Annotated in this window: 20 protein-coding genes; 15 read left to right on the forward strand and 5 right to left on the reverse strand. The window is 61.9% G+C overall.

Translation table 11 applies throughout. From position 1 onward, the window contains the following. The first annotated feature begins 14 nt into the window (after positions 1-14). Both BW992_RS09365 and BW992_RS09370 read left to right on the forward strand, forming a co-directional pair. Positions 15-1,883: a hypothetical protein gene (locus BW992_RS09365; RefSeq protein ID WP_076407334.1), complete on the forward strand. Its 1,869-nt coding sequence runs from the start codon at positions 15-17 to the stop codon at positions 1,881-1,883. Positions 1,884-1,910: 27 nt separating this feature from the next. Next, positions 1,911-3,155, forward strand: a complete 1,245-nt coding sequence (locus BW992_RS09370; RefSeq protein WP_076406055.1) for a metallophosphoesterase — start codon at positions 1,911-1,913, stop codon at positions 3,153-3,155. A 102-nt stretch (positions 3,156-3,257) separates the two neighbouring features. Here BW992_RS09370 and gbcA read toward each other — a convergent pair whose 3' ends face one another. Continuing rightward, positions 3,258-4,553 carry a glycine-betaine demethylase subunit GbcA gene (gbcA, locus tag BW992_RS09375; RefSeq protein ID WP_072389928.1) on the reverse strand — a complete coding sequence of 432 codons (1,296 nt, stop codon included), beginning with the start codon at positions 4,551-4,553 and terminating at the stop codon, positions 3,258-3,260. Between the two features lie 283 nt (positions 4,554-4,836). On the opposite strand from gbcA, the gene gbcB reads away from it, so the two are divergent. Further along, positions 4,837-5,937, forward strand: coding sequence for a glycine-betaine demethylase subunit GbcB (gene gbcB / locus BW992_RS09385; protein ID WP_072430865.1), 1,101 nt, complete (start codon positions 4,837-4,839; stop codon positions 5,935-5,937). A gap of 101 nt (positions 5,938-6,038) precedes the next feature. Here gbcB and BW992_RS09390 read toward each other — a convergent pair whose 3' ends face one another. After that, a complete protein-coding gene (locus tag BW992_RS09390) occupies positions 6,039-7,079 on the reverse strand; it encodes a threonine aldolase family protein (protein WP_076406057.1) in 1,041 nt (346 codons plus the stop codon). Positions 7,080-7,274: 195 nt separating this feature from the next. Here BW992_RS09390 and BW992_RS09395 point away from each other — a divergent pair, with 195 nt between their 5' ends. The 8 genes from BW992_RS09395 to fdhA all read left to right on the forward strand — a co-directional run bounded on the left by BW992_RS09395 (position 7,275) and on the right by fdhA (position 17,222). Then, positions 7,275-7,979 carry a TraX family protein gene (locus tag BW992_RS09395; RefSeq protein ID WP_072389910.1) on the forward strand — a complete coding sequence of 235 codons (705 nt, stop codon included), beginning with the start codon at positions 7,275-7,277 and terminating at the stop codon, positions 7,977-7,979. A 241-nt stretch (positions 7,980-8,220) separates the two neighbouring features. Then, complete coding sequence (gene glyA, locus BW992_RS09400; RefSeq protein WP_072389907.1) at positions 8,221-9,474, forward strand: serine hydroxymethyltransferase; 1,254 nt, start codon at positions 8,221-8,223, stop codon at positions 9,472-9,474. A 21-nt stretch (positions 9,475-9,495) separates the two neighbouring features. Further along, positions 9,496-10,746 carry a sarcosine oxidase subunit beta family protein gene (locus BW992_RS09405; RefSeq protein WP_072389904.1) on the forward strand — a complete coding sequence of 417 codons (1,251 nt, stop codon included), beginning with the start codon at positions 9,496-9,498 and terminating at the stop codon, positions 10,744-10,746. A 15-nt stretch (positions 10,747-10,761) separates the two neighbouring features. Then, entirely contained in the window at positions 10,762-11,091 is a 330-nt protein-coding gene (locus BW992_RS09410; RefSeq protein WP_024779445.1) for a sarcosine oxidase subunit delta, read from the forward strand. Continuing rightward, positions 11,088-14,105, forward strand: a complete 3,018-nt coding sequence (locus BW992_RS09415) for a sarcosine oxidase subunit alpha (RefSeq protein ID WP_072389901.1) — start codon at positions 11,088-11,090, stop codon at positions 14,103-14,105. The genes BW992_RS09410 and BW992_RS09415 overlap by 4 nt, the downstream gene beginning before the upstream one ends. Positions 14,106-14,278: 173 nt before the next feature. Then, complete coding sequence (locus tag BW992_RS09420; protein ID WP_072389898.1) at positions 14,279-14,911, forward strand: sarcosine oxidase subunit gamma; 633 nt, start codon at positions 14,279-14,281, stop codon at positions 14,909-14,911. A 78-nt stretch (positions 14,912-14,989) separates the two neighbouring features. Continuing rightward, positions 14,990-15,847 carry a formyltetrahydrofolate deformylase gene (gene purU / locus BW992_RS09425; protein ID WP_076406059.1) on the forward strand — a complete coding sequence of 286 codons (858 nt, stop codon included), beginning with the start codon at positions 14,990-14,992 and terminating at the stop codon, positions 15,845-15,847. Between the two features lie 175 nt (positions 15,848-16,022). Continuing rightward, complete coding sequence (fdhA, locus tag BW992_RS09430; RefSeq protein WP_072389892.1) at positions 16,023-17,222, forward strand: formaldehyde dehydrogenase, glutathione-independent; 1,200 nt, start codon at positions 16,023-16,025, stop codon at positions 17,220-17,222. A gap of 96 nt (positions 17,223-17,318) precedes the next feature. Here the strand turns inward: fdhA and BW992_RS09435 are convergent, their stop codons facing one another. Together BW992_RS09435 and BW992_RS09440 are read right to left on the reverse strand one after the other, a co-directional pair. Further along, positions 17,319-17,531, reverse strand: coding sequence for a cold-shock protein (locus tag BW992_RS09435; protein ID WP_072389889.1), 213 nt, complete (start codon positions 17,529-17,531; stop codon positions 17,319-17,321). A gap of 468 nt (positions 17,532-17,999) precedes the next feature. Next, positions 18,000-18,422 carry a DUF3757 domain-containing protein gene (locus BW992_RS09440; RefSeq protein ID WP_076406061.1) on the reverse strand — a complete coding sequence of 141 codons (423 nt, stop codon included), beginning with the start codon at positions 18,420-18,422 and terminating at the stop codon, positions 18,000-18,002. A gap of 302 nt (positions 18,423-18,724) precedes the next feature. Here BW992_RS09440 and BW992_RS09445 point away from each other — a divergent pair, with 302 nt between their 5' ends. Next, positions 18,725-19,303 carry a DUF2780 domain-containing protein gene (locus BW992_RS09445; RefSeq protein WP_072430862.1) on the forward strand — a complete coding sequence of 193 codons (579 nt, stop codon included), beginning with the start codon at positions 18,725-18,727 and terminating at the stop codon, positions 19,301-19,303. Here BW992_RS09445 and BW992_RS09450 read toward each other — a convergent pair whose 3' ends face one another. After that, complete coding sequence (locus BW992_RS09450) at positions 19,304-20,191, reverse strand: acyltransferase (RefSeq protein ID WP_072389880.1); 888 nt, start codon at positions 20,189-20,191, stop codon at positions 19,304-19,306. It lies immediately after the preceding gene. Between the two features lie 174 nt (positions 20,192-20,365). Between BW992_RS09450 and rloA2 the strand changes: the two genes are divergently transcribed. The 3 genes from rloA2 (at position 20,366) to creC (ending at position 23,040) form a co-directional block, all read left to right on the forward strand. Beyond that, positions 20,366-20,872 (forward strand): retropepsin-like aspartic peptidase RloA2, encoded by a 507-nt coding sequence (rloA2, locus tag BW992_RS09455; protein ID WP_072390859.1) that lies wholly within the window; start codon positions 20,366-20,368, stop codon positions 20,870-20,872. 69 nt (positions 20,873-20,941) lie between these two features. Further along, on the forward strand, positions 20,942-21,622 hold the full coding sequence (gene creB / locus BW992_RS09460; RefSeq protein ID WP_072389877.1) for a two-component system response regulator CreB: 681 nt from the start codon (positions 20,942-20,944) through the stop codon (positions 21,620-21,622). Continuing rightward, the gene (gene creC, locus BW992_RS09465) at positions 21,622-23,040 is read left to right on the forward strand and encodes a two-component system sensor histidine kinase CreC (RefSeq protein ID WP_072389872.1); all 1,419 of its coding nucleotides are present in this window, start codon (positions 21,622-21,624) and stop codon (positions 23,038-23,040) included. The genes creB and creC overlap by 1 nt, the downstream gene beginning before the upstream one ends. Positions 23,041-23,190 lie beyond the last annotated feature (150 nt).

Consider the following 23,190-nt stretch of genomic DNA (forward strand, 5'->3'; position numbering starts at 1 on the left):
AGGAAATGGATGCCATGAACAGTTACATCCGCTGGTTCCAACGCATCATCTGGGTGGGGATCGTCATGAACATGGTGTTCGCGATTCCGGCGCTGTTCGCGCCGGCGTTGCTGACGTCCATGCTTGGCTTGCCGCCCGTGCTGTCCGATCCATGGCTGGAGAACACCGGCATGCTGCTGGTGGGGATCAGCCTGTTCTATATGCCCTCGGGGTTCAATGCGCCGCGTTTCGTGGTTCATTCGTGGCTGTGCGTGCTGTCGCGGTTGGTGGCGGTGGTGTTCTGGATCTACCTGATCAACACCAATGACCAGGGGCTATTGTTCGTCCCCATGCTGATGGGCGACCTGAGCATGTTCCTCGTGCTTGGCATCCTGCTGTACCTGGGCAGCCCGGTCGCCAATCGGCCCATGGCCTTGCTCTGCGCCGGCTGGCGGGACTGGCGCGCGGGCTGGGCGCGGCGCTGGCAAAGTCATGGCTTCAAGGTCGGTGCGCTGGTGGTGGTGCTGGTGCTGGGTTTCGTCGGTTACCAGACCTGGTACCAGATGATCCGGGAGGTGCCGCAGCCGGACTTCGCCTCCGACGAAGACCACTACAAATATGCCGCCATCGGCCTGGGGATCGAGGCGCGGATTCCCTACTATCTGTTTGCCGTGCTGCCTCAGATGTGTCCGGAGAAAATGCCCAGGCCCGGTGGCTACGAGGTGTTCGGCTTTCTCTATGAAAACGGCAACGACCTGCCCATCGGCATGGCCAAGCGGCAGTTGGGGTATCCCACCGTGGAACCGAACTGCGCCCTGTGCCACACCGGCTCTTACCGGGCCAATGCCACGGATGTCGCGGTTCCGGTCGCCACTGCGCCGGCCAATACCCTGCAGCTGCAAGCCTTCCAATGGTTCGCCTACGATTGCGCCAGTGACCCGAAATTCACCGCGGATGCGGTGATGGCGGCGATCAATGGCAAGTTCCAACTGGGTTTTTTCGAAAAGCTGTACAACCGCTACCTGATCATTCCGATGGCCAAGAGTGCGTTGCTCAAGCAGAAGCAGGCCTACGCCTGGCAGAAACTGCGCCCGGCCCAGGGGCCGGGCCGGACCGACACTTTCAACCCGACCAAAATGGTGGTGTTCGGCTTCCCGGATGACTCAACCATTGGCACCGTGGACCTGCCGCAGGTCTGGAACCAGAAGCCTCGCGAGTCGCTTTACCTGCACTGGGACGGCAATAACAACAATATCCATGAGCGCAATTACGCCGCGGCCATGGCCGTAGGCGCGACGCCGCAATCGGTACTGCCGCCGAGCTTCAACCGGGTGACCAATTGGCTGCTGGGGCACAAGGCGCCCGCCTGGCCGTTCGCCCTGGACCAGGCGAAAGTCGCCCAAGGTAAGCCGATATGGGAGCAGAACTGCGCCGGTTGCCACGACTTCGGCCGCACCGACACGGGCCAGGTCACCACCAACATCGACCAGTTGGGCACCGACCCTCATCGCCTGAACTCCTTCACCACCGGCCTGGTGGCGGCGTTCCACGGCTTCAAGAAGCCGCCGTTCGACTTCGGCGCCTACCGCAAGACCCAGAGCTACAGCAACACACCCACCGATGGCGTCTGGCTGCGAGCGCCATACCTGCACAACGGTTCGGTGCCGACCCTGTGGGACTTGCTGCAGCCGCCGGAACAGCGTCCGCAAGTGTTCTACACCGGCTCGGACATCTATGACCAGGAGAAAGTGGGCTTCATCACCAGCGGTGAGCAGATGAAGGCAACGGCGGACTTCAAGTACGACACCCGCCTGGAGGGCAACCACAACGGTGGCCACTTGTATGGCACGCAACTGTCGGACGCCGACAAGCGGGCCTTGATCGAATTCATGAAAACCCTGTGATCCAGGGCACTGCGAAGGAGCGTTCACATGTCATTACTGCATCATTGGGAACATGAGTTCGACAAGGTCAAGGTCCGCCTGCACGGGTTGGTCACGCGACTGGAAATGTCCTGGAAAAAACTCGTCAACGACCTGGAACCCGAGGAGTTCCAGGCCATCGTCAAGCTCTTGCAACGCGGCCACGACCAGGCACGGCATGTCATCGAGCATGGTGATCTGCCGGATGACGAGCCTGCCGTGCCGTGGGAGCTGGCCCACGGCCTGTCGATCCTGAAGCTTGGCAATGCCACGCCGTTGCCGCAAAGCGAGGATGAATTGCCGACCCGGGTCCTCAAGGACGGCACGTTGCTGGGCTGCCGTAAATGGGAGCTGCTGGATCTGCTGTGGAGCGAGGCGTTGCTCAAGTGGATCGAAAACCTGCGCCACCATGCGACCTTCGCCACCAACCCGGCGCTGGTGAAAATGGACCGCGACGTGGTGCTGGCCATCGCCGGCGACTGGGGGACCGGTCCCTTCGACAGCCATGCGCCGGCGGTGGCCGTCGCCAACCAGATGCAGCTGGCCCAGGCCGATTTCACCATCCATCTTGGGGATGTCTATTACGCCGGCACCCATTCCCAGGAAGACGTCGACATGGCCGGCTGGCCCCAGGGCAAGCATGGCGCCTTCACCCTCAATTCCAACCACGAGATGTACAGCGGCGCCCACGGTTATTTCAAGGAACTGGCCAAGCGGTTCCCGGTGCAACAGGGCACCAGCTACTTTGCCTTGTACAACGACGACTGGCTGGTGGTCGGCCTGGACACCGCCTACGCTTCCGACGCCATGAACCTGTACATGGATGGCACCCTCAACACCCAGCAGATCGACTGGATGAAAAGCCTGCCCAAGCGCAAGAAACTGATGGTGCTCAGCCATCATCAGGGTTTCGATATCAGCGGGCATCATCAGACCGCGCTTTACCAACCGGTCTGCGACGCCCTTGGGCGCGAGCCCGACTATTGGTATTGGGGGCATCTGCACAACGGCATCTGCTACGCGCCTCAGGGCGGATTGCATGCGCGCTGCGCCGGGCACGGAGCGATTCCCTACGGCACTACCAGCGAACTGAACGGGCATGCCCGGGTGCTGTGGTCGGAGACGGAGCTTGCGGGCGATCCGGCGTATCCGGAGCGGGTGTTGAACGGGTACGTGAAGGTGCGGCTGGTGGGGGAGGAGATCGAAGAGACGTTTTATGGGGAGGATGGGTCGGTGCGGTGGTCTTCGAAGTAATCAGGTGAATGTCGGGCCGCTATCGCGAGCAAGCTCGCTCCCACAGGTTGTGTGAACAACACAGAACCCCTGTGGAGCGAACTTGCTCGCGATGCTCCTGACTCAACCCTGGACCGGAACGCCCTTGAGGTACGGCGCAGGCTCGGCCCCCAGGTTGTTGAGCATACGCTCGCTGTACCAGTCCACGAAGTTCACCACGCCGAACTCATAGGTCTTGGAGTACGGGCCTGGCTGGTAGGCGGTGGAGTTGATGCCGCGCTGGTTCTCTTCGGCCAGGCGACGGTCCTGGTCGTTGGTGGCGTCCCAGACCTGGCGCATGCGCTCCACGTCGTAATCCACGCCTTCGACCGCGTCCTTGTGCACCAGCCACTTGGTGGTGACCATGGTTTCCTGGGCGCTGATGGGCCACACGGTGAACACGATCATGTGGTCGCCCATGCAGTGGTTCCAGGAGTGCGGCAGGTGCAGGATGCGCATCGAGCCCAGGTCCGGGTTCTTGATGCGACCCATCAGCTTGGCGCAGCCTTGCTTGCCGTCCATGGTCATCGACACGGTGCCCTTGAGCAGCGGCATGCGCACGATACGGTTGCGCAGGCCGAAGCTCTTGTGAGCGTAAGGAATCTTCTCGGCTTCCCAGGCCGCGGCGGAATCGGCCACATGGTCCTTGAACGCCTGGTCGGCCCGTGGGTCGGTGACGTCGTCCCATTCCAGCAGGGTCTTGAGCAGTTCAGGATGCGAACCGCCGCAGTGGTAGCACTCGCGGTTGTTTTCCAGTACCAGTTTCCAGTTGGCTTTTTCCATCAAGGTGGTTTGCACCGCCACCTTGGTGTTTTCCATGTCGTAGGGTTCCATGTAGTGGTTCAGGGTCGACAGGAAGTCATCGATGGCCGGTGGGTTCTCCGCCAGGCTGATAAAGATATAGCCGCCGGCGGTCTTCACGTTCACTGGCTTGAGGCCGTACTGCTTCATGTCGAAGTCGGCGCCCATTTCGGTGCCGGCGAACAGCAGGCGGCCGTCGAGCTCGTAGGTCCACTGGTGGTAATGGCAGACCAGTTTGGCGACCTTGCCCTTGTCGCTGGTGCACAGGCGTGAGCCACGGTGGCGGCAGACGTTATGGAAGGCGTGGACTACACCGTCGGCGCCACGAATCACGATGATCGGGTTCTTGCCTACCTGCAGGGTCAGGTAGTTGCCCTTGGTCGGGATCTCGCAGGTCATGCCGGCGATCAACCATTCCTTCTGGAAGATCTCCTGCATGTCGATGTCGAACAGGCGCTCGTCGCAATAGAACGGCTGCGGCAGCGAGAACGTGCGCTCGCGTTCCTGCAGCATCTTCGCGGTAGCCTTGCGTGCGGGTTCCAGCGGATCGCCCAGGCTCAGGGTTGTGGTCACGTCCATCGTTTTATCCTCATGGCCATCTGTGTGGCCGGCGAAATATGGCTAATCGGTTGTGCTACGCAAGGCAGAAAACGTTGTTTGTCTGTTGGGGCGAGTGTGGGGCCGCGCAGGGCCGGAACCTTATCCATGGGCGACATGGCCCAATCTGTTCCCGACGCGCAAGCCCCGGTGGTTGGGGGCTGGTCGCGATAAGTACGTGGATGTCGCGAATAGGTAAACGACGCTTTCGGCGCCTGCGCACAATCGCCACCATGAAGGCCGGCAGTCGGCCGTGGAGATCAGTATGTCCAATAATTTCCTGAACCCGGTCACCACCCAGACCTGGGCCAATGGCCGACATATCGTGCGTTGCGTCAAAGTCATCCAGGAAACCTGGGATGTACGCACCTTCTGCTTCATGGCCGACCAGCCGATCATGTTCTTCTTCAAGCCGGGACAGTTCGTGACCCTGGAGCTGGAGATCGAAGGCCAGCAGGTCATGCGTTCCTACACCATCTCCAGCTCGCCGTCGGTGCCCTACAGCTTTTCGGTGACCATCAAGCGTGTGCCGGGAGGCAAGGTTTCCAACTGGCTGCACGACACCTTGCACGAAGGCCAGGAGCTGGCGGTACACGGGCCGGTGGGACTGTTCAATGCCATCGATTTCTCTGCCCCGAAGGTGCTCTACCTCAGCGGCGGCGTCGGCATTACGCCAGTGATGTCCATGGCGCGCTGGTACTACGACACCAACGGTAACGTCGACATGGTGTTCATCCACAGCGCCCGTTCGCCCAAGGACATCATCTATCACCGCGAGCTGGAGCACATGGCGTCGCGGATCGACAACTTCAGCCTGCACCTGATCTGCGAGAAACACGGTCTGGGCGAGCCGTGGGCGGGTTATCGCGGTTACCTGAACCACAAGATGCTGGAACTGATGGCGCCTGACTTCCTGGAGCGCGAAGTGTTCTGCTGCGGCCCGACGCCGTACATGAACGCGGTCAAGCGTCTGCTGGAAGCCGCTGGTTTCGATATGAAGCGCTACCACGAGGAGTCCTTCGGCGCCACGCCACCGGAAGCCCGTGCCGACGCGGTGGAGCAGGCCGAGCAGGCTGCCGAGGCGCCGGAGGTCGATGCGGCGGACCTGCACCTGGTGGAGTTCACTTCCTCGGGCAAGAGCATTCGCGTGGCACCGGGCGAAACTGTCCATGCCGCCGCCGCGAAACTTGGCATGATGATTCCCAAGGCCTGTGGCATGGGCATCTGCGGCACTTGCAAGGTGTTGAAGCTGGGCGGCGAAGTGGAGATGGACCACAACGGCGGCATCACCGAGGACGACGAGGCCGAAGGTTACATCCTGTCGTGCTGCAGCGTGCCGAAGGGGGATGTGCGGATCGAGTTCTGACGGGCACGAAGATCCCGTGGCGAAGGGATAAATCCCCTCGCCACAGTTCACCATGTCCCCGGCCGAGCAGTGGTCGGGAACGGCCTTGAGTGTGTCTTTCCTTAGCCGGCCATCACTTCCCGAATATCCGCCGCCAATTCCCGCACTCGCGCCTCTTCGGTATCCCAGGAGCACATGAAGCGTGCGCCGCCCTTGCCGATGAAGGTGTAGAAGCGCCAGCCGCGGGCGGTGAGGGCGGCGATGGCAGGTTCCGAGAGTTGCAGGAAGACGCCGTTGGCCTGGACCGGGAACATCAGTTCCACGCCGGGGATGTCGCTCACCAGCTGTGCCAGCAATTGCGCGCAGCGGTTGGCGTGGCGAGCGTGCTTGAGCCAGGCGTCGTCCTGCAGCAGGCCGACCCAGGGGGCGGACAGGAAGCGCATCTTCGAGGCCAGTTGCCCGGCCTGTTTGCAGCGGTAATCGAAGTCTTCGGCCAGGTCGTGATTGAAAAACAGGATCGCTTCGCCCACCGCCATACCGTTTTTCGTGCCGCCGAAGCACAAAACGTCCACGCCCGCTTTCCAGGTCAGGTCCGCTGGCGAGCAGCTGAGGAAGGCGCAGGCATTGGAAAAGCGAGCGCCGTCCATGTGCAGGTTCAGCCCCAGCTCCTTGCAGGTGATGCTGATGGCGCGGATTTCCTCCGGTGTATAGACGCTGCCGACTTCCGTAGCCTGGGTCAGGGTCACGACCCGCGGCTTGGGGTAGTGGATGTCCTGGCGCTTGAGGGCGATCTCGCGAATCGAGTCGGGGGTCAGCTTGCCGTTTTCGGTGCGCGCCAGCAGCAGCTTGGATCCGTTGGAAAAGAACTCCGGCGCACCGCATTCGTCGGTTTCGACGTGGGCGGTTTCCGAACAGATCACGCTGTGGTAACTCTGGCACAGCGAGGACAGTGCCAGGGAATTGGCCGCGGTACCGTTGAATGCGAAGAACACTTCGCAGTCGGTTTCGAACAGAGAGCGGAAATCATCCGCCGCGCGATGGGTCCACTCATCGTCGCCGTAGGCGCGCTGGTGACCCTGGTTGGCTTCTTCCATGGCGGCCCAGGCTTCGGGACAAATGCCGGAATAGTTGTCGCTGGCGAACTGTTGACTCTTGTCGGTCATGGCCTTGCTCCTGAAATAGAGAGTCCTGGATAAAGAGATCCCTGGCGGACTCCCGGGTGAGGGGGTCCGGTGGTTCGGCGTGCTTTGGTGCGCAGCGCCGTGGTCGATCATGGTGCGCACTTTACCCAAGAATGATGGGGGAACACACCGGATGTTTCGGTCTGGAAATCACAATGCGGCCGTGGCGTGGCGCGGATGAGTCGGCGTGATACGGCGCTGGATCTGCTCAAGTGGCTGGCACTGTTGGCGATGGTGCTCGATCATCTGCGATATGTCGGTTACTCCGCCGATTGGCTCTACGTGCCCGGGCGCCTGGCTTTTCCCTGGTTCTGCCTGGCGATGGCGGCGAACCTGGCGCGCAGGGGTGCCAGCGCTGCTCCATGGCGGTACCTGGGCTGGCTGCTGCTATTCAGTGCCGTCAGCGAAATCCCCTACCGCTTGTTCATTCCTGATCCCGCCACCCTGAATGTGATGCCAACCCTGGTGCTGGGATTGTTGGTGGCGCGCTGTTGGCAAACGCCGAGCCTGGAGGCGCGAGGCCTGGCAGTGATGGCGCTGCTGTTGGCGGCGCTGTTTTCGTCGCAGTTGATGTTCGGTTTCTTTGGTGTGCTGCTGCCGCTGGCAATGTTGCTGGTATTCAAGCGTCCCTTGTACATGGCGTTGTTGCCGGGGCTGGTATGTCTGGCGGCCAACCAATGGCGGGTGCTGTATGGCGCGGCGTGGCTGGGGGATGCGGTGGCCATCTGGGGGCTGGTGGCTTGCCTGATCGCGCCATGGCTTGGACAGGTACTTTTGCGACATGCCGGTCGTTTTCATCCGCCGGCGATGCGGCGTTGGGCCTATGGTCTGTATCCCGCGCATTTCCTGGTTTTGCTCGCGGTTCGCCACCTGTCGGCCTGAACAGAACCCTGCGGCCAGGGATTTATCTGTGGCGAGGGGATATATCCCCTCGCCACAAGGATCCTGTCTCCAGTCCAAACAGGACCGTGTCTGTTCCTATGTCGTAAACGCACCTTTGCGTGGCGTCCATAGGCATTTGACCTGCCTGCGCCAGCCATACCATCGCATCCAAAGGGCACTGTCGAACGGACGGTGCCTCACCAAGACAACAAGGCGCACCACCGCCGCTGGGAGAGACGCGATGTTCAGCAAGCAAGACCAGATCCAGGGTTACGACGATGCACTGCTGGCGGCGATGAACGCCGAGGAGCAACGCCAGGAAGATCACATCGAACTGATCGCGTCGGAGAACTACACCAGCAAGCGTGTGATGCAGGCCCAGGGCAGTGGCCTGACCAACAAGTACGCCGAAGGCTATCCGGGCAAGCGCTACTACGGTGGCTGCGAGCACGTCGACAAGGTCGAGGCCCTGGCCATCGAACGCGCCAAGCAACTGTTCGGCGCCGATTACGCCAACGTCCAGCCGCACTCCGGCTCGTCGGCCAACAGCGCCGTCTACCTGGCCCTGCTGCAGGCTGGCGACACCATCCTGGGTATGAGCCTGGCCCATGGCGGTCACCTGACCCACGGCGCCAAGGTGTCGTCCTCGGGCAAGCTCTACAACGCAGTGCAGTACGGCATCGACACCACCACCGGCCTGATCGACTACGACGAAGTCGAGCGCCTGGCGGTCGAGCACAAGCCGAAAATGATCGTCGCCGGTTTCTCGGCCTACTCCAAGACCTTGGACTTCCCGCGTTTCCGTCAGATCGCCGACAAGGTCGGTGCCCTGTTGTTCGTCGACATGGCCCACGTCGCCGGCCTGGTGGCCGCCGGTCTGTACCCCAATCCGCTGCCTTATGCCGACGTGGTCACGACCACCACCCACAAGACCCTGCGTGGTCCGCGTGGCGGCCTGATCCTGGCCAAGGCCAACGAAGAGATCGAGAAGAAGCTCAACGCCGCGGTGTTCCCGGGCGCCCAGGGCGGCCCGCTGATGCATGTGATCGCCGGCAAGGCGGTGTGCTTCAAGGAAGCGCTGGAGCCAGGCTTCAAGGCTTACCAGCAGCAAGTGATCGAGAACGCCCAGGCCATGGCTGGCGTGTTCATCAAGCGCGGCTACGATGTAGTGTCCGGTGGTACCGATAACCACCTGTTCCTGGTCAGCCTGATCCGCCAGGGCCTGACCGGCAAGGATGCCGATGCCGCCCTGGGCCGTGCCCATATCACCGTCAACAAGAATGCCGTGCCGAACGACCCGCAGTCGCCCTTCGTGACCTCGGGCCTGCGCATCGGCACCCCGGCGGTGACCACGCGCGGCTTCAAGGTCTCCCAATGCGTGACGCTGGCCGGCTGGATCTGCGACATCCTCGATAACCTCGGCGATGCCGATGTCGAGGCCAACGTGGCCCAGCAAGTGGCGGCGCTGTGCGCGGACTTCCCGGTTTATCGCTGAGTCGGTTTTGGAGTAATGACTATGCAACGCTATTCGGGCTTCGGCCTCTTCAAACACTCTCTCAGCCATCACGAGAACTGGCAGCGGATGTGGCGCACGCCGACGCCGAAAAAGGTCTACGACGTGGTCATCGTCGGCGGTGGCGGGCATGGTCTGGCGACGGCTTACTACCTGGCCAAGGAGCACGGCATCACCAACGTGGCCGTGGTCGAGAAGGGCTGGCTGGGCGGCGGTAACACCGCGCGCAACACCACCATCGTGCGTTCCAATTACCTGTGGGACGAGTCGGCCCACCTGTACGAGCATGCCATGAAGCTCTGGGAAGGCCTGTCCCAGGACCTGAACTACAACGTGATGTTCTCCCAGCGTGGCGTGTACAACCTGTGCCACACCCTGCAGGACATCCGCGATTCCGAGCGCCGTGTCAGCGCCAACCGCCTCAACGGCGTGGACGGCGAATTGCTCAATGCCAAGCAGGTGGCCGAGGAGATCCCGTACCTGGACTGCTCGAAGAACACCCGCTACCCGGTCATGGGCGCGACTGTCCAGCGTCGCGGCGGCGTGGCCCGTCACGATGCCGTGGCCTGGGGCTTTGCCCGGGCCGCCGATGCCTTGGGCGTGGACCTGATCCAGCAGACCGAAGTGATCGGCTTCCGCAAGGAAAACGGTGTGTGCATCGGTGTGGAAACCAACAAGGGCTTCATCGGCGCCAAGCGCGTCGGCGTGGTGACCGCAGGTAACTCGGGGCACATGGCCAAGCTGGCCGGCTTCCGCCTGCCGGTCGAGTCCCATCCGCTGCAAGCACTGGTGTCAGAACCGATCAAGCCGATCATCGACAGCGTGATCATGTCCAACGCCGTACACGGCTACATCAGCCAGTCCGACAAGGGCGACCTGGTGATCGGTGCCGGTATCGACGGCTGGGTCGGCTACGGCCAGCGCGGCTCGTACCCGGTGATCGAGCACACCATCCAGGCCATCGTCGAGATGTTCCCGGTGCTCTCGCGGGTGCGCATGAACCGTCAGTGGGGCGGCATCGTCGATACCACGCCGGACGCATGCCCGATCATCTCCAAGACGCCAGTGCCGAACATGTTCTTCAACTGCGGTTGGGGCACCGGCGGCTTCAAGGCCACCCCGGGCTCGGGCAACGTATTCGCTGCCAGCCTGGCCAAGGGTGAGATGCACCCGCTGGCCGCGCCGTTTTCCATCGACCGTTTCCACAACGGTGCATTGATCGACGAACACGGCGCTGCTGCCGTCGCCCACTAACAGGAGAAATCCCACATGTTGCACATCTTCTGTCCTCACTGCGGCGAACTGCGCTCCGAAGAGGAATTCCACTCGTCCGGCCAGGCACACATCCCGCGTCCCCTGGACCCGAACAGCTGCACCGACGAGGAGTGGGGCGACTACATGTTCTTCCGCGACAACCCTCGCGGCCTGCATCACGAGTTGTGGATCCATGCCGCCGGTTGCCGCCAGTACTTCAACGCGACCCGCGACACCGTGACCTACGAGATTCTCGAAACCTACAAGATCGGCCAAAAGCCGCAATTCACCGATAAGGCTGACAGTCCGAAAGCGGCCGCACAGGCTCTGGGAGAGAAGGTATGAGCCAGATCAATCGCCTGTCCAACGGCGGACGGATCGACCGCAACAAAGTGCTGAGCTTCACCTTCAACGGCCAGACCTACAAGGGCTTCGAAGGCGACACCCTGGCGGCCGCGCTGCTGGCCAATGGCGTCGACATCATCGGCCGCAGCTTCAAGTACTCCCGCCCGCGCGGCATCTTCGCCGCCGGTGCCGAAGAGCCGAACGCGGTGCTGCAGATCGGTGCCACCGAAGCCACGCAGATCCCCAACGTGCGCGCCACGCAACAGGCGCTGTACCAAGGCCTGGTCGCCACCAGCACCAATGGCTGGCCGAGTGTGAACAACGACATGATGGGGATTCTCGGCAAGGTCGGCGGCAAGCTGATGCCGCCGGGCTTCTACTACAAGACCTTCATGTATCCACAGTCGTTCTGGATGACCTACGAGAAGTACATCCGCAAGGCCGCGGGCCTGGGTCGCTCGCCGACCGAGAACGACCCGGACACATACGACTACATGAACCGTCATTGTGACGTGCTGGTGGTCGGTGCCGGCCCCGCTGGCCTGGCTGCCGCATTGGCCGCCGGCCGCAGCGGCGCGCGGGTGATCCTGGCCGATGAGCAGGAAGAGTTCGGCGGCAGCCTGCTCGACTCCCGTGAAAGCCTGGACGGCAAGCCGGCGGCCGAGTGGGTCGCAGCAGCCGTGGCTGAACTGCGCTCGATGCCGGAGGTGGTGCTGCTGCCTCGTGCCACCGTCAACGGCTATCACGACCACAACTTCCTGACCATCCATGAGCGCCTCACCGATCACCTCGGTGACCGGGCACCGATCGGCCAGGTGCGCCAACGCATCAACCGGGTCCGCGCCAAGCGCGTCGTGCTGGCGACCGGTACCTGCGAGCGTCCGTTGGTCTACGGCAACAACGACGTACCGGGCAACATGCTGGCCGGCGCGGTCTCCACCTATGTACGTCGCTATGGCGTGGCGCCAGGCAAGAAGCTGGTGCTGACCACCAACAACGACCATGCCTATCGCGTGGCCCTGGACTGGTTCGACGCCAGCCTGCAAGTGGTGGCCATCGCCGATGCCCGCAGCAATCCTCGTGGTGCGCTGGTGGAAGAGGCGCGCGCCAAAGGCATTCGCATTCTCACCGGCAGTGCCGTGATCGAGGTCCGCGGCAGCAAGCGCGTGACCGCGGCGCGTATCGCCGCGATCGATGTCCGCGCCCACAAGGTCACCAGCCCCGGCGAATGGCTGGACTGCGACCTGGTGGCCAGCTCCGGCGGCTACAGCCCGGTGGTCCACCTGGCATCGCACCTGGGCGGCAAGCCGATCTGGCGTGAAGACATCCTCGGTTTCGTACCGGGCGAAGCACCACAGAAGCGCGTCTGCGTGGGCGGCGTGAATGGTGTCTACAGCCTTGGCGATGCCCTGGCCGATGGCTTCGAAGGTGGCGTGCGCGCGGCCAGCGAGGCCGGCTTCCAAGCGGTGGAGGGCGTTCTGCCCAAAGCCCTGAGCCGCCATGAAGAGCCGACCCTGGCGTTGTTCCAGGTGCCTCATGAAAAATCCACCGCACGGGCGCCGAAGCAGTTCGTCGACCTGCAGAACGACGTCACCGCCGCCGCCATCGAGCTCGCCACCCGCGAAGGCTTCGAGTCGGTGGAACACGTCAAGCGCTACACCGCACTGGGCTTCGGCACCGACCAGGGCAAGCTGGGCAACGTCAACGGCCTGGCCATCGCGGCCCGTTCGCTGAACGTGAGCATCCCGCAGATGGGCACTACGATGTTCCGTCCGAACTACACGCCGGTGACATTCGGCGCAGTGGCCGGCCGGCATTGCGGGCACATCTTCGAGCCGGTGCGTTTCACTGCGCTGCATGCCTGGCACGTGAAGAACGGCGCCGAGTTCGAAGACGTCGGCCAGTGGAAACGCCCTTGGTATTTCCCGAAGAACGGCGAGGACATGCATGCCGCGGTCAAGCGCGAATGCAAGGCCGTGCGCGACAGCGTGGGCCTGCTGGACGCCTCGACCCTGGGCAAGATCGACATCCAGGGCCCGGATGCACGCGAGTTTCTCAACCGCATCTATACCAACGCCTGGACCAAGCTGGACGTGGGCAAGGCTCGTTATGGCCTGATGTGCAAGGAAGACGGCATGGTGTTCGACGACGGCGTGACAGCCTGTCTGGCGGACAACCACTTCCTGATGACCACCACCACTGGCGGCGCTGCGCGCGTGCTGCAATGGCTGGAGATCTATCAGCAGACCGAATGGCCGGACCTCAAGGTGTATTTCACTTCCGTCACCGACCACTGGGCGACCATGACCCTGTCGGGACCCAACAGCCGCAAGCTGCTGAGCGAAGTCACCGACATCGACCTGGACAAGGACGGCTTCCCGTTCATGACCTGGAAAGAAGGCCTGGTGGGTGGCGTGCCGGCGCGGGTGTTCCGTATCTCGTTCACCGGTGAACTGTCCTATGAGATCAACGTGCAGGCCGACTACGCCATGGGCGTGCTCGAGCAGATCGTCGAAGCGGGCAAGAAGTACAACCTGACCCCGTACGGCACCGAGACGATGCACGTGCTGCGGGCCGAGAAGGGCTTCATTATCGTTGGCCAGGACACCGATGGCTCGATGACTCCGGACGACCTGAACATGGGCTGGTGCGTGGGCCGCACCAAACCGTTCTCGTGGATCGGCTGGCGGGGCATGAACCGGGAGGACTGCGTGCGCGAGGACCGCAAGCAACTGGTGGGTCTCAAGCCGATCGATCCGAATGTCTGGCTGCCGGAAGGCGCGCAGCTGGTGTTCAACCCCAAGCAGGCGATCCCGATGTCGATGGTCGGCCACGTGACCTCCAGCTATGCGCATAACTCCCTGGGTTATTCGTTTGCCATGGGTGTGGTCAAGGGCGGTCTCAAGCGCATGGGCGAGCGGGTGTTCGCACCGCTGGCCGATGGCCGCGTGATCGAGGCAGAGATCGTTTCTTCGGTGTTCTTCGATCCGAAGGGGGATCGGCAGAATATCTAGTGGCTTGAGGTCCTGTGGGAGACCGGCGATGCCGCATCGGCATCATCGTGAGCAAGCTCGCTCCCACAGTTGATCGCGTAACCCTTTTGGGAGCGAGCTTGCTCGCGATGACGGCCTGACAGCCACCATAACCATAAGGGTCTGACCCAACAGCATTCAGACAGGTGCTCCATATGACCGCAGTCAACGTGTACCAACAACGCCCCACCACCGGGGCCAAGGCCGAGTCGTCGCTGCACCATGCCGACCTCGCCAGCCTGGTGGGCAAGGGTCGCAAGAACGCCGGTGTGACCGTGCGCGAGAAAAAACTCCTGGGTCACCTGACCATCCGTGGCGATGGCCACGATCCGGCGTTCGCCGCGGGCGTGCACAAGGCCCTGGGCCTGGAACTGCCCGGGGCGCTGACCGTCATCGTCAAGGGTGAAACCAGCCTGCAATGGCTCGGCCCTGACGAATGGCTACTGGTCGTGCCCACTGGCGAAGAGTTCGCCGCCGAGCAGAAACTGCGTGAAGCCCTGGGCGACCTGCACATCCAGATCGTCAATGTCAGCGGCGGCCAGCAGATCCTCGAGCTGTCCGGCCCGAACGTGCGCGACGTGCTGATGAAATCCACCAGCTATGACGTGCATCCGAGCAACTTCCCGGTGGGCAAGGCCGTAGGCACCGTGTTCGCCAAGTCGCAACTGGTGATCCGCCACACCGCCGAAGACACCTGGGAACTGGTGATTCGTCGCAGCTTCTCCGATTACTGGTGGCTGTGGCTGCAGGATGCATCGGCCGAATATGGGTTGAGTGTGCAGGCCTGAGACATCACAGGCTAAAGCCCCTCGCCGCAGGGTTCTGCACTGGGCGGGGGCCTACCCACAACAACAGGAGTCACCGCAATGAGCCGTGCCCCGGATACATGGATTCTCACCGCCGACTGCCCCAGCGTGCTCGGCACGGTGGACGCGGTGACCCGCTTTCTGTTCGAGCAGGGCTGCTACGTCACCGAGCACCACTCCTTCGACGACCGGCTCTCGGCGCGTTTTTTCATTCGCGTGGAGTTCCGCCAGCCTGACGGGTTCGACGAACAGAGCTTCCGTGCCGGACTGGCCGAGCGGGCGCAAGCCTTCGGCATGGTCTTCGAGCTGACGCCACCCAATTACCGACCCAAAGTGGTGATCATGGTCTCCAAGGCCGATCACTGCCTCAACGACTTGCTCTATCGCCAGCGCATCGGCCAGTTATCCATGGATGTGGTGGCCGTGGTGTCCAATCATCCGGACCTCAAGCCGCTGGCCGACTGGCACCAGATTCCCTACTACCATTTCCCCCTGGACCCGAACGACAAGCCGGCCCAGGAGCGCCAGGTATGGCAGGTGATCGAAGACAACGGTGCCGAGCTGGTGATTCTCGCCCGCTACATGCAGGTGCTGTCTCCGGAGTTGTGCCGCAAGCTCGATGGCAAGGCAATCAACATCCACCACTCCCTGCTGCCGGGCTTCAAGGGTGCCAAGCCGTACCACCAGGCCTACAACAAAGGCGTGAAACTGGTGGGCGCCACGGCGCACTACATCAACAACGACCTGGACGAAGGCCCGATCATCGCCCAGGGCGTGGAAGTGGTGGACCACAGCCACTATCCCGAGGACCTGATCGCCAAGGGCCGGGACATCGAAGGGCTCACCCTGGCCCGGGCAGTGGGGTATCACATTGAAAGGCGAGTATTTCTGAACGCCAATCGTACGGTCGTCCTGTAGCGCCTCTGGTCGAGCAGGCTCGACGACAACAAAGAGATCCAATAGGGGAGCGAGCCTGATCACGATGAGGCCCTCCCAAAGAAGACAGAAACAAGACACAAGCATTAACCCGAGCAATCAACGCGCTGCCTGCCTGGGCGACGCAGTTTCATAAAAACAACAGCGAGGTGAAAGCATGTCCGGTAATCGTGGTGTCGTGTATCTCGGCCAAGGCAAGGTCGAAGTACAGAAAATCGACTATCCAAAAATGCAGGACCCGCGTGGCAGGAAGATCGAGCACGGCGTCATCCTGCGCGTGGTATCCACCAACATCTGCGGCTCCGACCAGCACATGGTTCGCGGCCGCACCACTGCCCAGACCGGCCTGGTCCTGGGGCATGAAATCACCGGTGAAGTGATCGAGAAGGGCAGCGACGTCGAGAACCTGAAGATCGGCGATCTGGTTTCGGTGCCATTCAACGTGGCTTGCGGGCGCTGCCGTTCCTGCAAGGAGCAACACACCGGCGTCTGCCTGACCGTCAACCCGGCCCGTGCCGGCGGTGCCTACGGTTACGTCGACATGGGCGACTGGACCGGTGGCCAGGCTGAGTACGTGTTGGTGCCCTACGCCGACTTCAACCTGTTGAAGCTGCCGAACCGCGACAAGGCCATGGAGAAGATCCGTGACCTGACCTGCCTGTCCGACATCCTGCCGACCGGCTACCACGGCGCTGTCACCGCCGGTGTCGGCCCAGGGAGCACTGTGTACATCGCGGGCGCCGGTCCGGTGGGCCTGGCGGCAGCGGCTTCTGCGCGCCTGCTGGGTGCGGCGGTCGTCATCGTCGGTGACGTCAACCCGGTTCGCCTGGCGCATGCCAAGGCGCAGGGCTTCGAAATCGCCGACCTGTCCAAGGACACGCCACTGCACGAGCAGATCGCCGACCTGCTGGGCGAGCCGGAAGTCGACTGTGCCGTCGATGCCGTGGGCTTCGAAGCCCGTGGTCATGGCCATGAAGGCGTCAAGCACGAGGCCCCGGCCACCGTGCTCAACTCCCTGATGCAGGTGACCCGCGTTGCCGGCAAGATCGGTATTCCAGGCCTGTACGTGACCGAAGATCCGGGTGCGGTCGATGCCGCCGCCAAGATCGGTGCCTTGAGCATCCGCTTCGGCCTGGGTTGGGCCAAGTCCCACAGCTTCCACACCGGCCAGACCCCGGTCATGAAGTACAACCGTCAACTGATGCAAGCCATCATGTGGGATCGCATCAACATCGCGGAAATCGTCGGCGTACAGGTCATCAGCCTGGACGACGCGCCAAAAGGCTACGGCGAGTTCGATGCCGGTGTGCCGAAGAAATTCGTGATCGATCCGCACAAGCTGTTCAGCGCCGCATAAGGCGAAAAAAAGGGCGACAGAGATGTCGCCCTTTTCTTTGGACTCTGCGGTCACTGATGCCCATTGAGTGGATGGGCTGTTGCTGCGTCGCGAAGTTTATTCCAGTGTCACTCTCGCGGCCTGGACGCCCTTGCTTCCCTGTTCAACTTCAAAAGAGACGGTCTGTCGTTCCTTCAAGGTCTTGTAGCCCTCCCCATCGATGGCTGAAAAGTGCACGAACAGTTCCTTGCCGCTGTCGCCACAGGTAATGAAGCCGTAGCCCTTTGCATCGTTAAACCATTTGACGGTTCCTTTGAGTCGATCGCTCATGTCTTTCGTCCTGCCTGCCCGAGTGGATAAAGACTGGGGGCCCAGAGTCTTGTTTTGTTGACGCATTGGGAGCTTAGGATCGGGGCCGGTCGTTGCCTACTGTCAGAGTTGACAGCGGATAATACCGAGAGGGAATAAGAATGCGCCTGGGTAAGGTTCCAGAGAGATCGCCTCTTCAGCAGGATTGCTATCAAAGGTGAGGCTGTATTCAGTGCCGGATCACCGTGACTGTGAAGCCGCTCGCAGAAACCGCGGTAGAACGCCTGGGCATTCATGCTTCGACATTCGCTGTAGGGTCCATGCCGGGGCGTCGCTGTTCAATGCAGCGCTGCAAGATGCTCTGGCACAGAGGAAGCCAGGTCACCCACGGCTGCAGAGAGGGGCGGGAAGTGCCGACGGAGTTTCGGGATGTCTGGAGTGAGCGGCTGGAGTCCGGACTAAGTGTGGGTCAAGTTACAAAGCGTCATATTAGAAGGTCACATTGAAATAGTCCGCGTTTATCAGTCTGCACACCGACGGATCCAAACTTTCACAACGATTGTCCGCCCACTCTGAAAAGAAGGGCTCCTGTACTTGCAGATGCTCCAATGTCAGATTCAGCTGGCCATACCGGCAGATAATGGTGGCCCTCGTCGGAGTCTGTTCGTCACCATCGGGTTCATGAAGTACATATTCGGCGCCGCTGAATTCCAGCAACGCCGGATTGACTTCCTCTACCAATTGCTGGCTCGCCCATTCGCGATCATCCCGTACTTCCACCGAGTAGGTGTCGTCTGCGGTCTCCATGTTTCTATGAATATCGGTAACAGCAGGGCAGATTATTTCACCTGCATGCAGGTATCCGTTCAATGACAGGAATAACCCCGCGCACCCAGCCAGTATCCTTTGCATCTTTCAGGGCTCCAAATAACTCGATCAAGCCTATGGTCGCAACTACGGCGGGGCGGGCTACTGTCAAGGTTGACAGTTGATTATGTCAATTCTGAATTATGAGCAGGTGTTTTAGAGTTTTTGGGCTAATTCAGTTCTGGTTTTTTAAAAGCCAGTTGTTTCTGATTGTTCTGAAGGAATTTTCCATTAGTGTTATCTGATTTTTAATCCGGCCCGGAACAATCGCCGTCAACCTTCGTCCAACCCACGGTTTGCGCTACTTCCTTACCGGGTGGCTTGTCAGGGTTTCAGAGGATGTTGGGATGAAGGTTCCACGCGGTTTTGCACTGTCTTGCCTGCTGTCACTGGCCGCCAGTCCAGCCTTCGCGCAGTTCAGCCTCAGTGATGCAGTCGATGCAGTGGCGGCAATGCAAGGCAATCAGCCTGGGCAGCAAGAGGGCGCCATCGCGGCTGCGCCTAAAGCCGCCGGGTTGCTCAATACGTTGGGATCGCAGTTGAACATCACGCCGGAGCAGGCCATCGGCGGTGCCGGTGCGATGCTGGGGCTGGCGAAGAACCGGCTCAGCGAACCGCAGTTTTCCGAATTGAGCGCAAGTGTGCCGGGCCTGGACCAGATTGCTGGCAACAGCGCCATTGGCGGACTCAATGGCCTGGGCGGCCTGCTGGGGGGCGGATCGGAAAGGAACGCATTGCTCGACGGCCTGCTGGGTAATGTCAAGGACACCCAGGACCTGAACAACACCTTCAGCGCACTGGGCATGGACAGCGGCATGATCGGTCAGTTTGCCCCGGTGATCCTTGAGTACCTCGGCCAACAGGGCGTGGCCGGTTCATTGCTCCAGAGCCTGAGCGGCATCTGGAGCCCGGGCGCGGGGATCTGATCAGTCGCGTTCGTTGCGCAAGGCGGCGATGCGCCGGTCCTTTTCGGTCCAGAGCTGGTTGACCCACTCCTGGACGTGCTGCCGGAAAACCGGGTCGTTTTCGTAGTCGCCTTGCCATAGCGCCGGATCCAGCGCTCGGGTCTGGATGTCGACGATGACCCTGGGCACCGCGCCGCTGATCAGGTCCCAGAAACCGGGAATCCGTTCCTGGGGGTACACCACCGTTACGTCCAGTACCGCATCCAGCTGTTCGCCCATGGCTGCCAGGACGAACGCCACGCCACCGGCCTTGGGCTTGAGCAGATGGGTGAAGGGCGATTGCTGCTGCTGGCTCTTGGCGGCGGTATACCGGGTGCCTTCGAGGTAGTTCACCACGGTGACCGGCTGGCGCTTGAACAGCTCGCAGGCCGCCCGGGTGATTTCCAGGTCCTTGCCCGCCAGCTCCGGGTTCTTCGCCAGGAAGGCCTTGGTGTAGCGCTTCATGAACGGATAATCCAGCGCCCACCAGGCCAGGCCCAGGAACGGCACCCAGATCAGCTCTTTCTTGAGAAAGAACTTGAAGAAAGGTGTCCGCCGATTGAGTGCCTGGACCAGGGCGGGAATGTCTACCCAGGATTGGTGGTTGCTGATGACCAGGTAGGAGGTATCGCCACGCAAGTCCTCGCCGCCGCGAATGTCCCAGCGGGTGGGGATGCACAGGGCGAAGATCAGTTTGTCGATTTCGGCCCAGGTTTCGGCGATCCACATCACCGCCCAGGAGGCATAGTCGCGAAAGCGCCCGGGCAGGACCAGTTTGAGCAGTGCGAACACCATCAGCGGCCCGAACAGCACCAGAGTGTTGAGCAACAGCAGCAGGGTGACGAAACAGCCGGTGAGCAGTCGGCGCATAGAAGACTCTTGCAAGCAGTTAGGCGGGCCATGATAAGCAGCTTCGGGCGGCAGGCCAAATCCGCCGTGGACGATTGTTTCACATCGCTTCGGGTAGGCTGCCATCGCTGCGCAATGAAACCAATGGCCAGGCCACGGTCTAAAAAACCACTTCACACAGGAAGCCTCATGACCATGAAATCAACCCTTGCCCTGCTTTCCCTGCTGGCCCTTCCGGCGCTGGCCGCCGAGCCGACCCTGTACGGACGGTACGAATACATCGCGCTGCCGGAAATCGGCGGTGAAGTCCTCAAGGCCAAGATGGACACCGGCGCCCTCACGGCCTCGTTGTCGGCCAAGGACATCGAAACCTTCACCCGCGACGGAGACGACTGGGTGCGGTTCCGCCTGGCCACCAAGGATGCGAGCAACAAGATCTATGAACACAAGGTGGCGCGCATCAGCAAGATCAAGACCCGCTCCGAAGAAGATGAAGACGAAGGCGAGTCGGCCGCACCCAGCAAGCGTCCGGTGGTGGAACTGGAGATGTGCCTGGGCAACGTCAAGCGCACCGTGGAGGTCAACCTGACCGACCGCAGCGGTTTCAATTATCCGCTGTTGATTGGCGCCAAGGCTCTGCGCGAATTCGATGCCGCGGTGAATCCGGCCCGACGTTTCACGGCGGACAAGCCGGACTGCTGATTTACCCGATTGACGCGCCTCCAGGGTTGGGGCACCGTTCCGGCAACTTTATTGTCGGGCTCTCAAGCCATGCCTCATATTCTGATTGTCGAAGACGAAGCCGCCATTGCCGATACGCTGGTATTTGCCCTGCAAGGCGAAGGTTTCGACACCACTTGGCTGAGCCTTGGTGCCGCGGCGCTCGAACACCAGAAAAACACACCGGCGGACCTGATCATCCTCGATGTAGGCCTGCCGGATATCAGCGGTTTTGAGACCTGCAAGAATCTCAGACGTTTCAGCGAGGTGCCGGTCATCTTTCTGACGGCTCGGGATGGCGAGATTGATCGGGTGGTGGGGTTGGAAATCGGCGCCGACGACTACGTGGTCAAGCCTTTCAGCCCGCGGGAGGTCGCCGCCAGGGTCCGGGCGATCCTCAAGCGGGTGGCGCCGCGACCCGCCACGGAGCTGGGTACGGCGCTGTTCCAGGTGGACGGCGACCGCGTGCAGATCAGCTATCGCGGCAAGCCACTGAACCTGACACGTCACGAGTTTCGCCTGCTGAACTGTCTGCTGGAACAGCCCGAGCGAGTGTTCAGCCGCGAACAATTGCTCGATGCCCTGGGCGTGGCCAGCGATGCCGGTTACGAACGCAGCATCGACAGCCATATCAAGAGCGTGCGCGCCAAGCTGAGGCTGGTCAGGGCCGAGGCGGAGCCGATCCAGACCCATCGCGGCCTCGGCTACAGCTACAGCCCGGGGAACAGCTGATGCCGCTGGGGCTGCGCATTTTCCTGGTCTATGTGCTGTTCATCGGCCTGACCGGGTATTTCGTGCTCGGCACGGTGATCGAACAGATCCGGCCCGGTGTTCGCCAGTCCACCGAGGAAACCCTGGTGGACACGGCGAACCTGATGGCCGAGATCCTGCGCGACGACTTCAAGGCCGGCACCCTCAGCCAGAATCGCTGGCCGCAGTTGCTCAAGGCTTATGGCGAACGCCAGCCGGGGGCCACGATCTGGGGTTTGCCGAAGAACCAGGTCAGCCATCGCATCTACGTCACGGATGCCGACGGCATCGTGGTGCTCGATTCCAGCGGTGTGGCGGTGGGGCAGGATTACTCGCGCTGGAATGACGTCTACCTGACCCTGCGTGGCCAGTACGGGGCACGCTCGACCCGCAGCGTCGCCGATGACCCGACCTCCTCGGTGATGCATGTCGGGGCACCGATCCGCGATAACGGCCGGATCATCGGCGTGGTGACCGTGGCCAAGCCCAACAGCTCGCTGCAGCCTTACATCGACCGCACGGAGCGGCGCCTGCTGCTTTACGGCGCCGGGCTGATTGGCCTGGGCCTGCTGCTCGGGGCCTTGCTGTCGTGGTGGCTCAGCTCGGCGCTGCGACGCCTGACCCGGTATGCCCAGGCCGTCAGCCAGGGACAACGGGTGGAGGTGCCGCATTATCGCGGCGGCGAGTTCGAGCAACTGGCGCATGCCCTGGAGCACATGCGCACCCAGCTCGAAGGCAAGGCATATGTCGAGCGCTATGTGCACACCCTGACCCACGAGCTCAAGAGCCCGCTGGCGGCGATTCGCGGTGCCGCCGAGTTGCTGCAGAGCGATATGCCCGCGGCCCAGCACCAGCGGTTCGTCAGCAACATCGACAATGAAAGCGTACGCATGCAGCAACTGATCGAGCGTTTGCTCAACCTGGCCCAGGTCGAACAGCGCCAGGGGCTGGAGGAGCAGGTGGCGGTTCCCCTGGCGCCCTTGCTGGACGAATTGCTTGAAGCCCGAGGTGGCTGGATCGAACAGCGACAGTTGCGGATCGAACGGCAGGTTGGCGCCGACCTGATCCTCACCGGGGAGGCATTTCTGTTGCGCCAGGCATTGGGCAACCTGCTGGAAAACGCCCTGGACTTCACCCCTGCCCACGGATTGCTGCGAATCAGCGCCGAGCGCATCGGCAACCTTGTCGAGATCCGGTTGTTCAATCAGGCCGAGCCGATTCCCGACTACGCCCTGCCGCGCCTGAGCGAGCGTTTCTATTCACTGCCGCGCCCGGACAGCGGACGCAAGAGCACCGGGTTGGGACTCAACTTTGTGGAAGAAGTGGTGCAGCTGCATGCCGGGGAATTCGCGATCGGCAATGTCGAGGGCGGCGTGGAAGTGGTGTTGCGCTTGCCCTGAGATCCATGGCACGGCCCACTCGCACGGGTTCGCCACGGTCCACATGAAGGCGGGCTGCTCAACAAGGGCTCGCCCGTTTTCCACACAAACTCCACATTCGCCTCATAAACAGCCCACACAGCCGCTCCAGAATCTCCCTCATTCAAACAG

Source organism: Pseudomonas sp. 7SR1 (assembly GCF_900156465.1).
Taxonomy (GTDB): Bacteria; Pseudomonadota; Gammaproteobacteria; order Pseudomonadales; family Pseudomonadaceae; genus Aquipseudomonas.

Coding starts and splice junctions, on each gene's coding strand:
- BW992_RS09365 (WP_076407334.1), top strand. CDS start 15: ATGAACAGTTACATCCGCTGGTTCCAACGCATCATCTGGGTGGGGATC.
- BW992_RS09370 (WP_076406055.1), top strand. CDS start 1,911: ATGTCATTACTGCATCATTGGGAACATGAGTTCGACAAGGTCAAGGTC.
- gbcA (WP_072389928.1), bottom strand. CDS start 4,553: ATGGACGTGACCACAACCCTGAGCCTGGGCGATCCGCTGGAACCCGCA.
- gbcB (WP_072430865.1), top strand. CDS start 4,837: ATGTCCAATAATTTCCTGAACCCGGTCACCACCCAGACCTGGGCCAAT.
- BW992_RS09390 (WP_076406057.1), bottom strand. CDS start 7,079: ATGACCGACAAGAGTCAACAGTTCGCCAGCGACAACTATTCCGGCATT.
- BW992_RS09395 (WP_072389910.1), top strand. CDS start 7,275: ATGAGTCGGCGTGATACGGCGCTGGATCTGCTCAAGTGGCTGGCACTG.
- glyA (WP_072389907.1), top strand. CDS start 8,221: ATGTTCAGCAAGCAAGACCAGATCCAGGGTTACGACGATGCACTGCTG.
- BW992_RS09405 (WP_072389904.1), top strand. CDS start 9,496: ATGCAACGCTATTCGGGCTTCGGCCTCTTCAAACACTCTCTCAGCCAT.
- BW992_RS09410 (WP_024779445.1), top strand. CDS start 10,762: ATGTTGCACATCTTCTGTCCTCACTGCGGCGAACTGCGCTCCGAAGAG.
- BW992_RS09415 (WP_072389901.1), top strand. CDS start 11,088: ATGAGCCAGATCAATCGCCTGTCCAACGGCGGACGGATCGACCGCAAC.
- BW992_RS09420 (WP_072389898.1), top strand. CDS start 14,279: ATGACCGCAGTCAACGTGTACCAACAACGCCCCACCACCGGGGCCAAG.
- purU (WP_076406059.1), top strand. CDS start 14,990: ATGAGCCGTGCCCCGGATACATGGATTCTCACCGCCGACTGCCCCAGC.
- fdhA (WP_072389892.1), top strand. CDS start 16,023: ATGTCCGGTAATCGTGGTGTCGTGTATCTCGGCCAAGGCAAGGTCGAA.
- BW992_RS09435 (WP_072389889.1), bottom strand. CDS start 17,531: ATGAGCGATCGACTCAAAGGAACCGTCAAATGGTTTAACGATGCAAAG.
- BW992_RS09440 (WP_076406061.1), bottom strand. CDS start 18,422: ATGCAAAGGATACTGGCTGGGTGCGCGGGGTTATTCCTGTCATTGAAC.
- BW992_RS09445 (WP_072430862.1), top strand. CDS start 18,725: ATGAAGGTTCCACGCGGTTTTGCACTGTCTTGCCTGCTGTCACTGGCC.
- BW992_RS09450 (WP_072389880.1), bottom strand. CDS start 20,191: ATGCGCCGACTGCTCACCGGCTGTTTCGTCACCCTGCTGCTGTTGCTC.
- rloA2 (WP_072390859.1), top strand. CDS start 20,366: ATGAAATCAACCCTTGCCCTGCTTTCCCTGCTGGCCCTTCCGGCGCTG.
- creB (WP_072389877.1), top strand. CDS start 20,942: ATGCCTCATATTCTGATTGTCGAAGACGAAGCCGCCATTGCCGATACG.
- creC (WP_072389872.1), top strand. CDS start 21,622: ATGCCGCTGGGGCTGCGCATTTTCCTGGTCTATGTGCTGTTCATCGGC.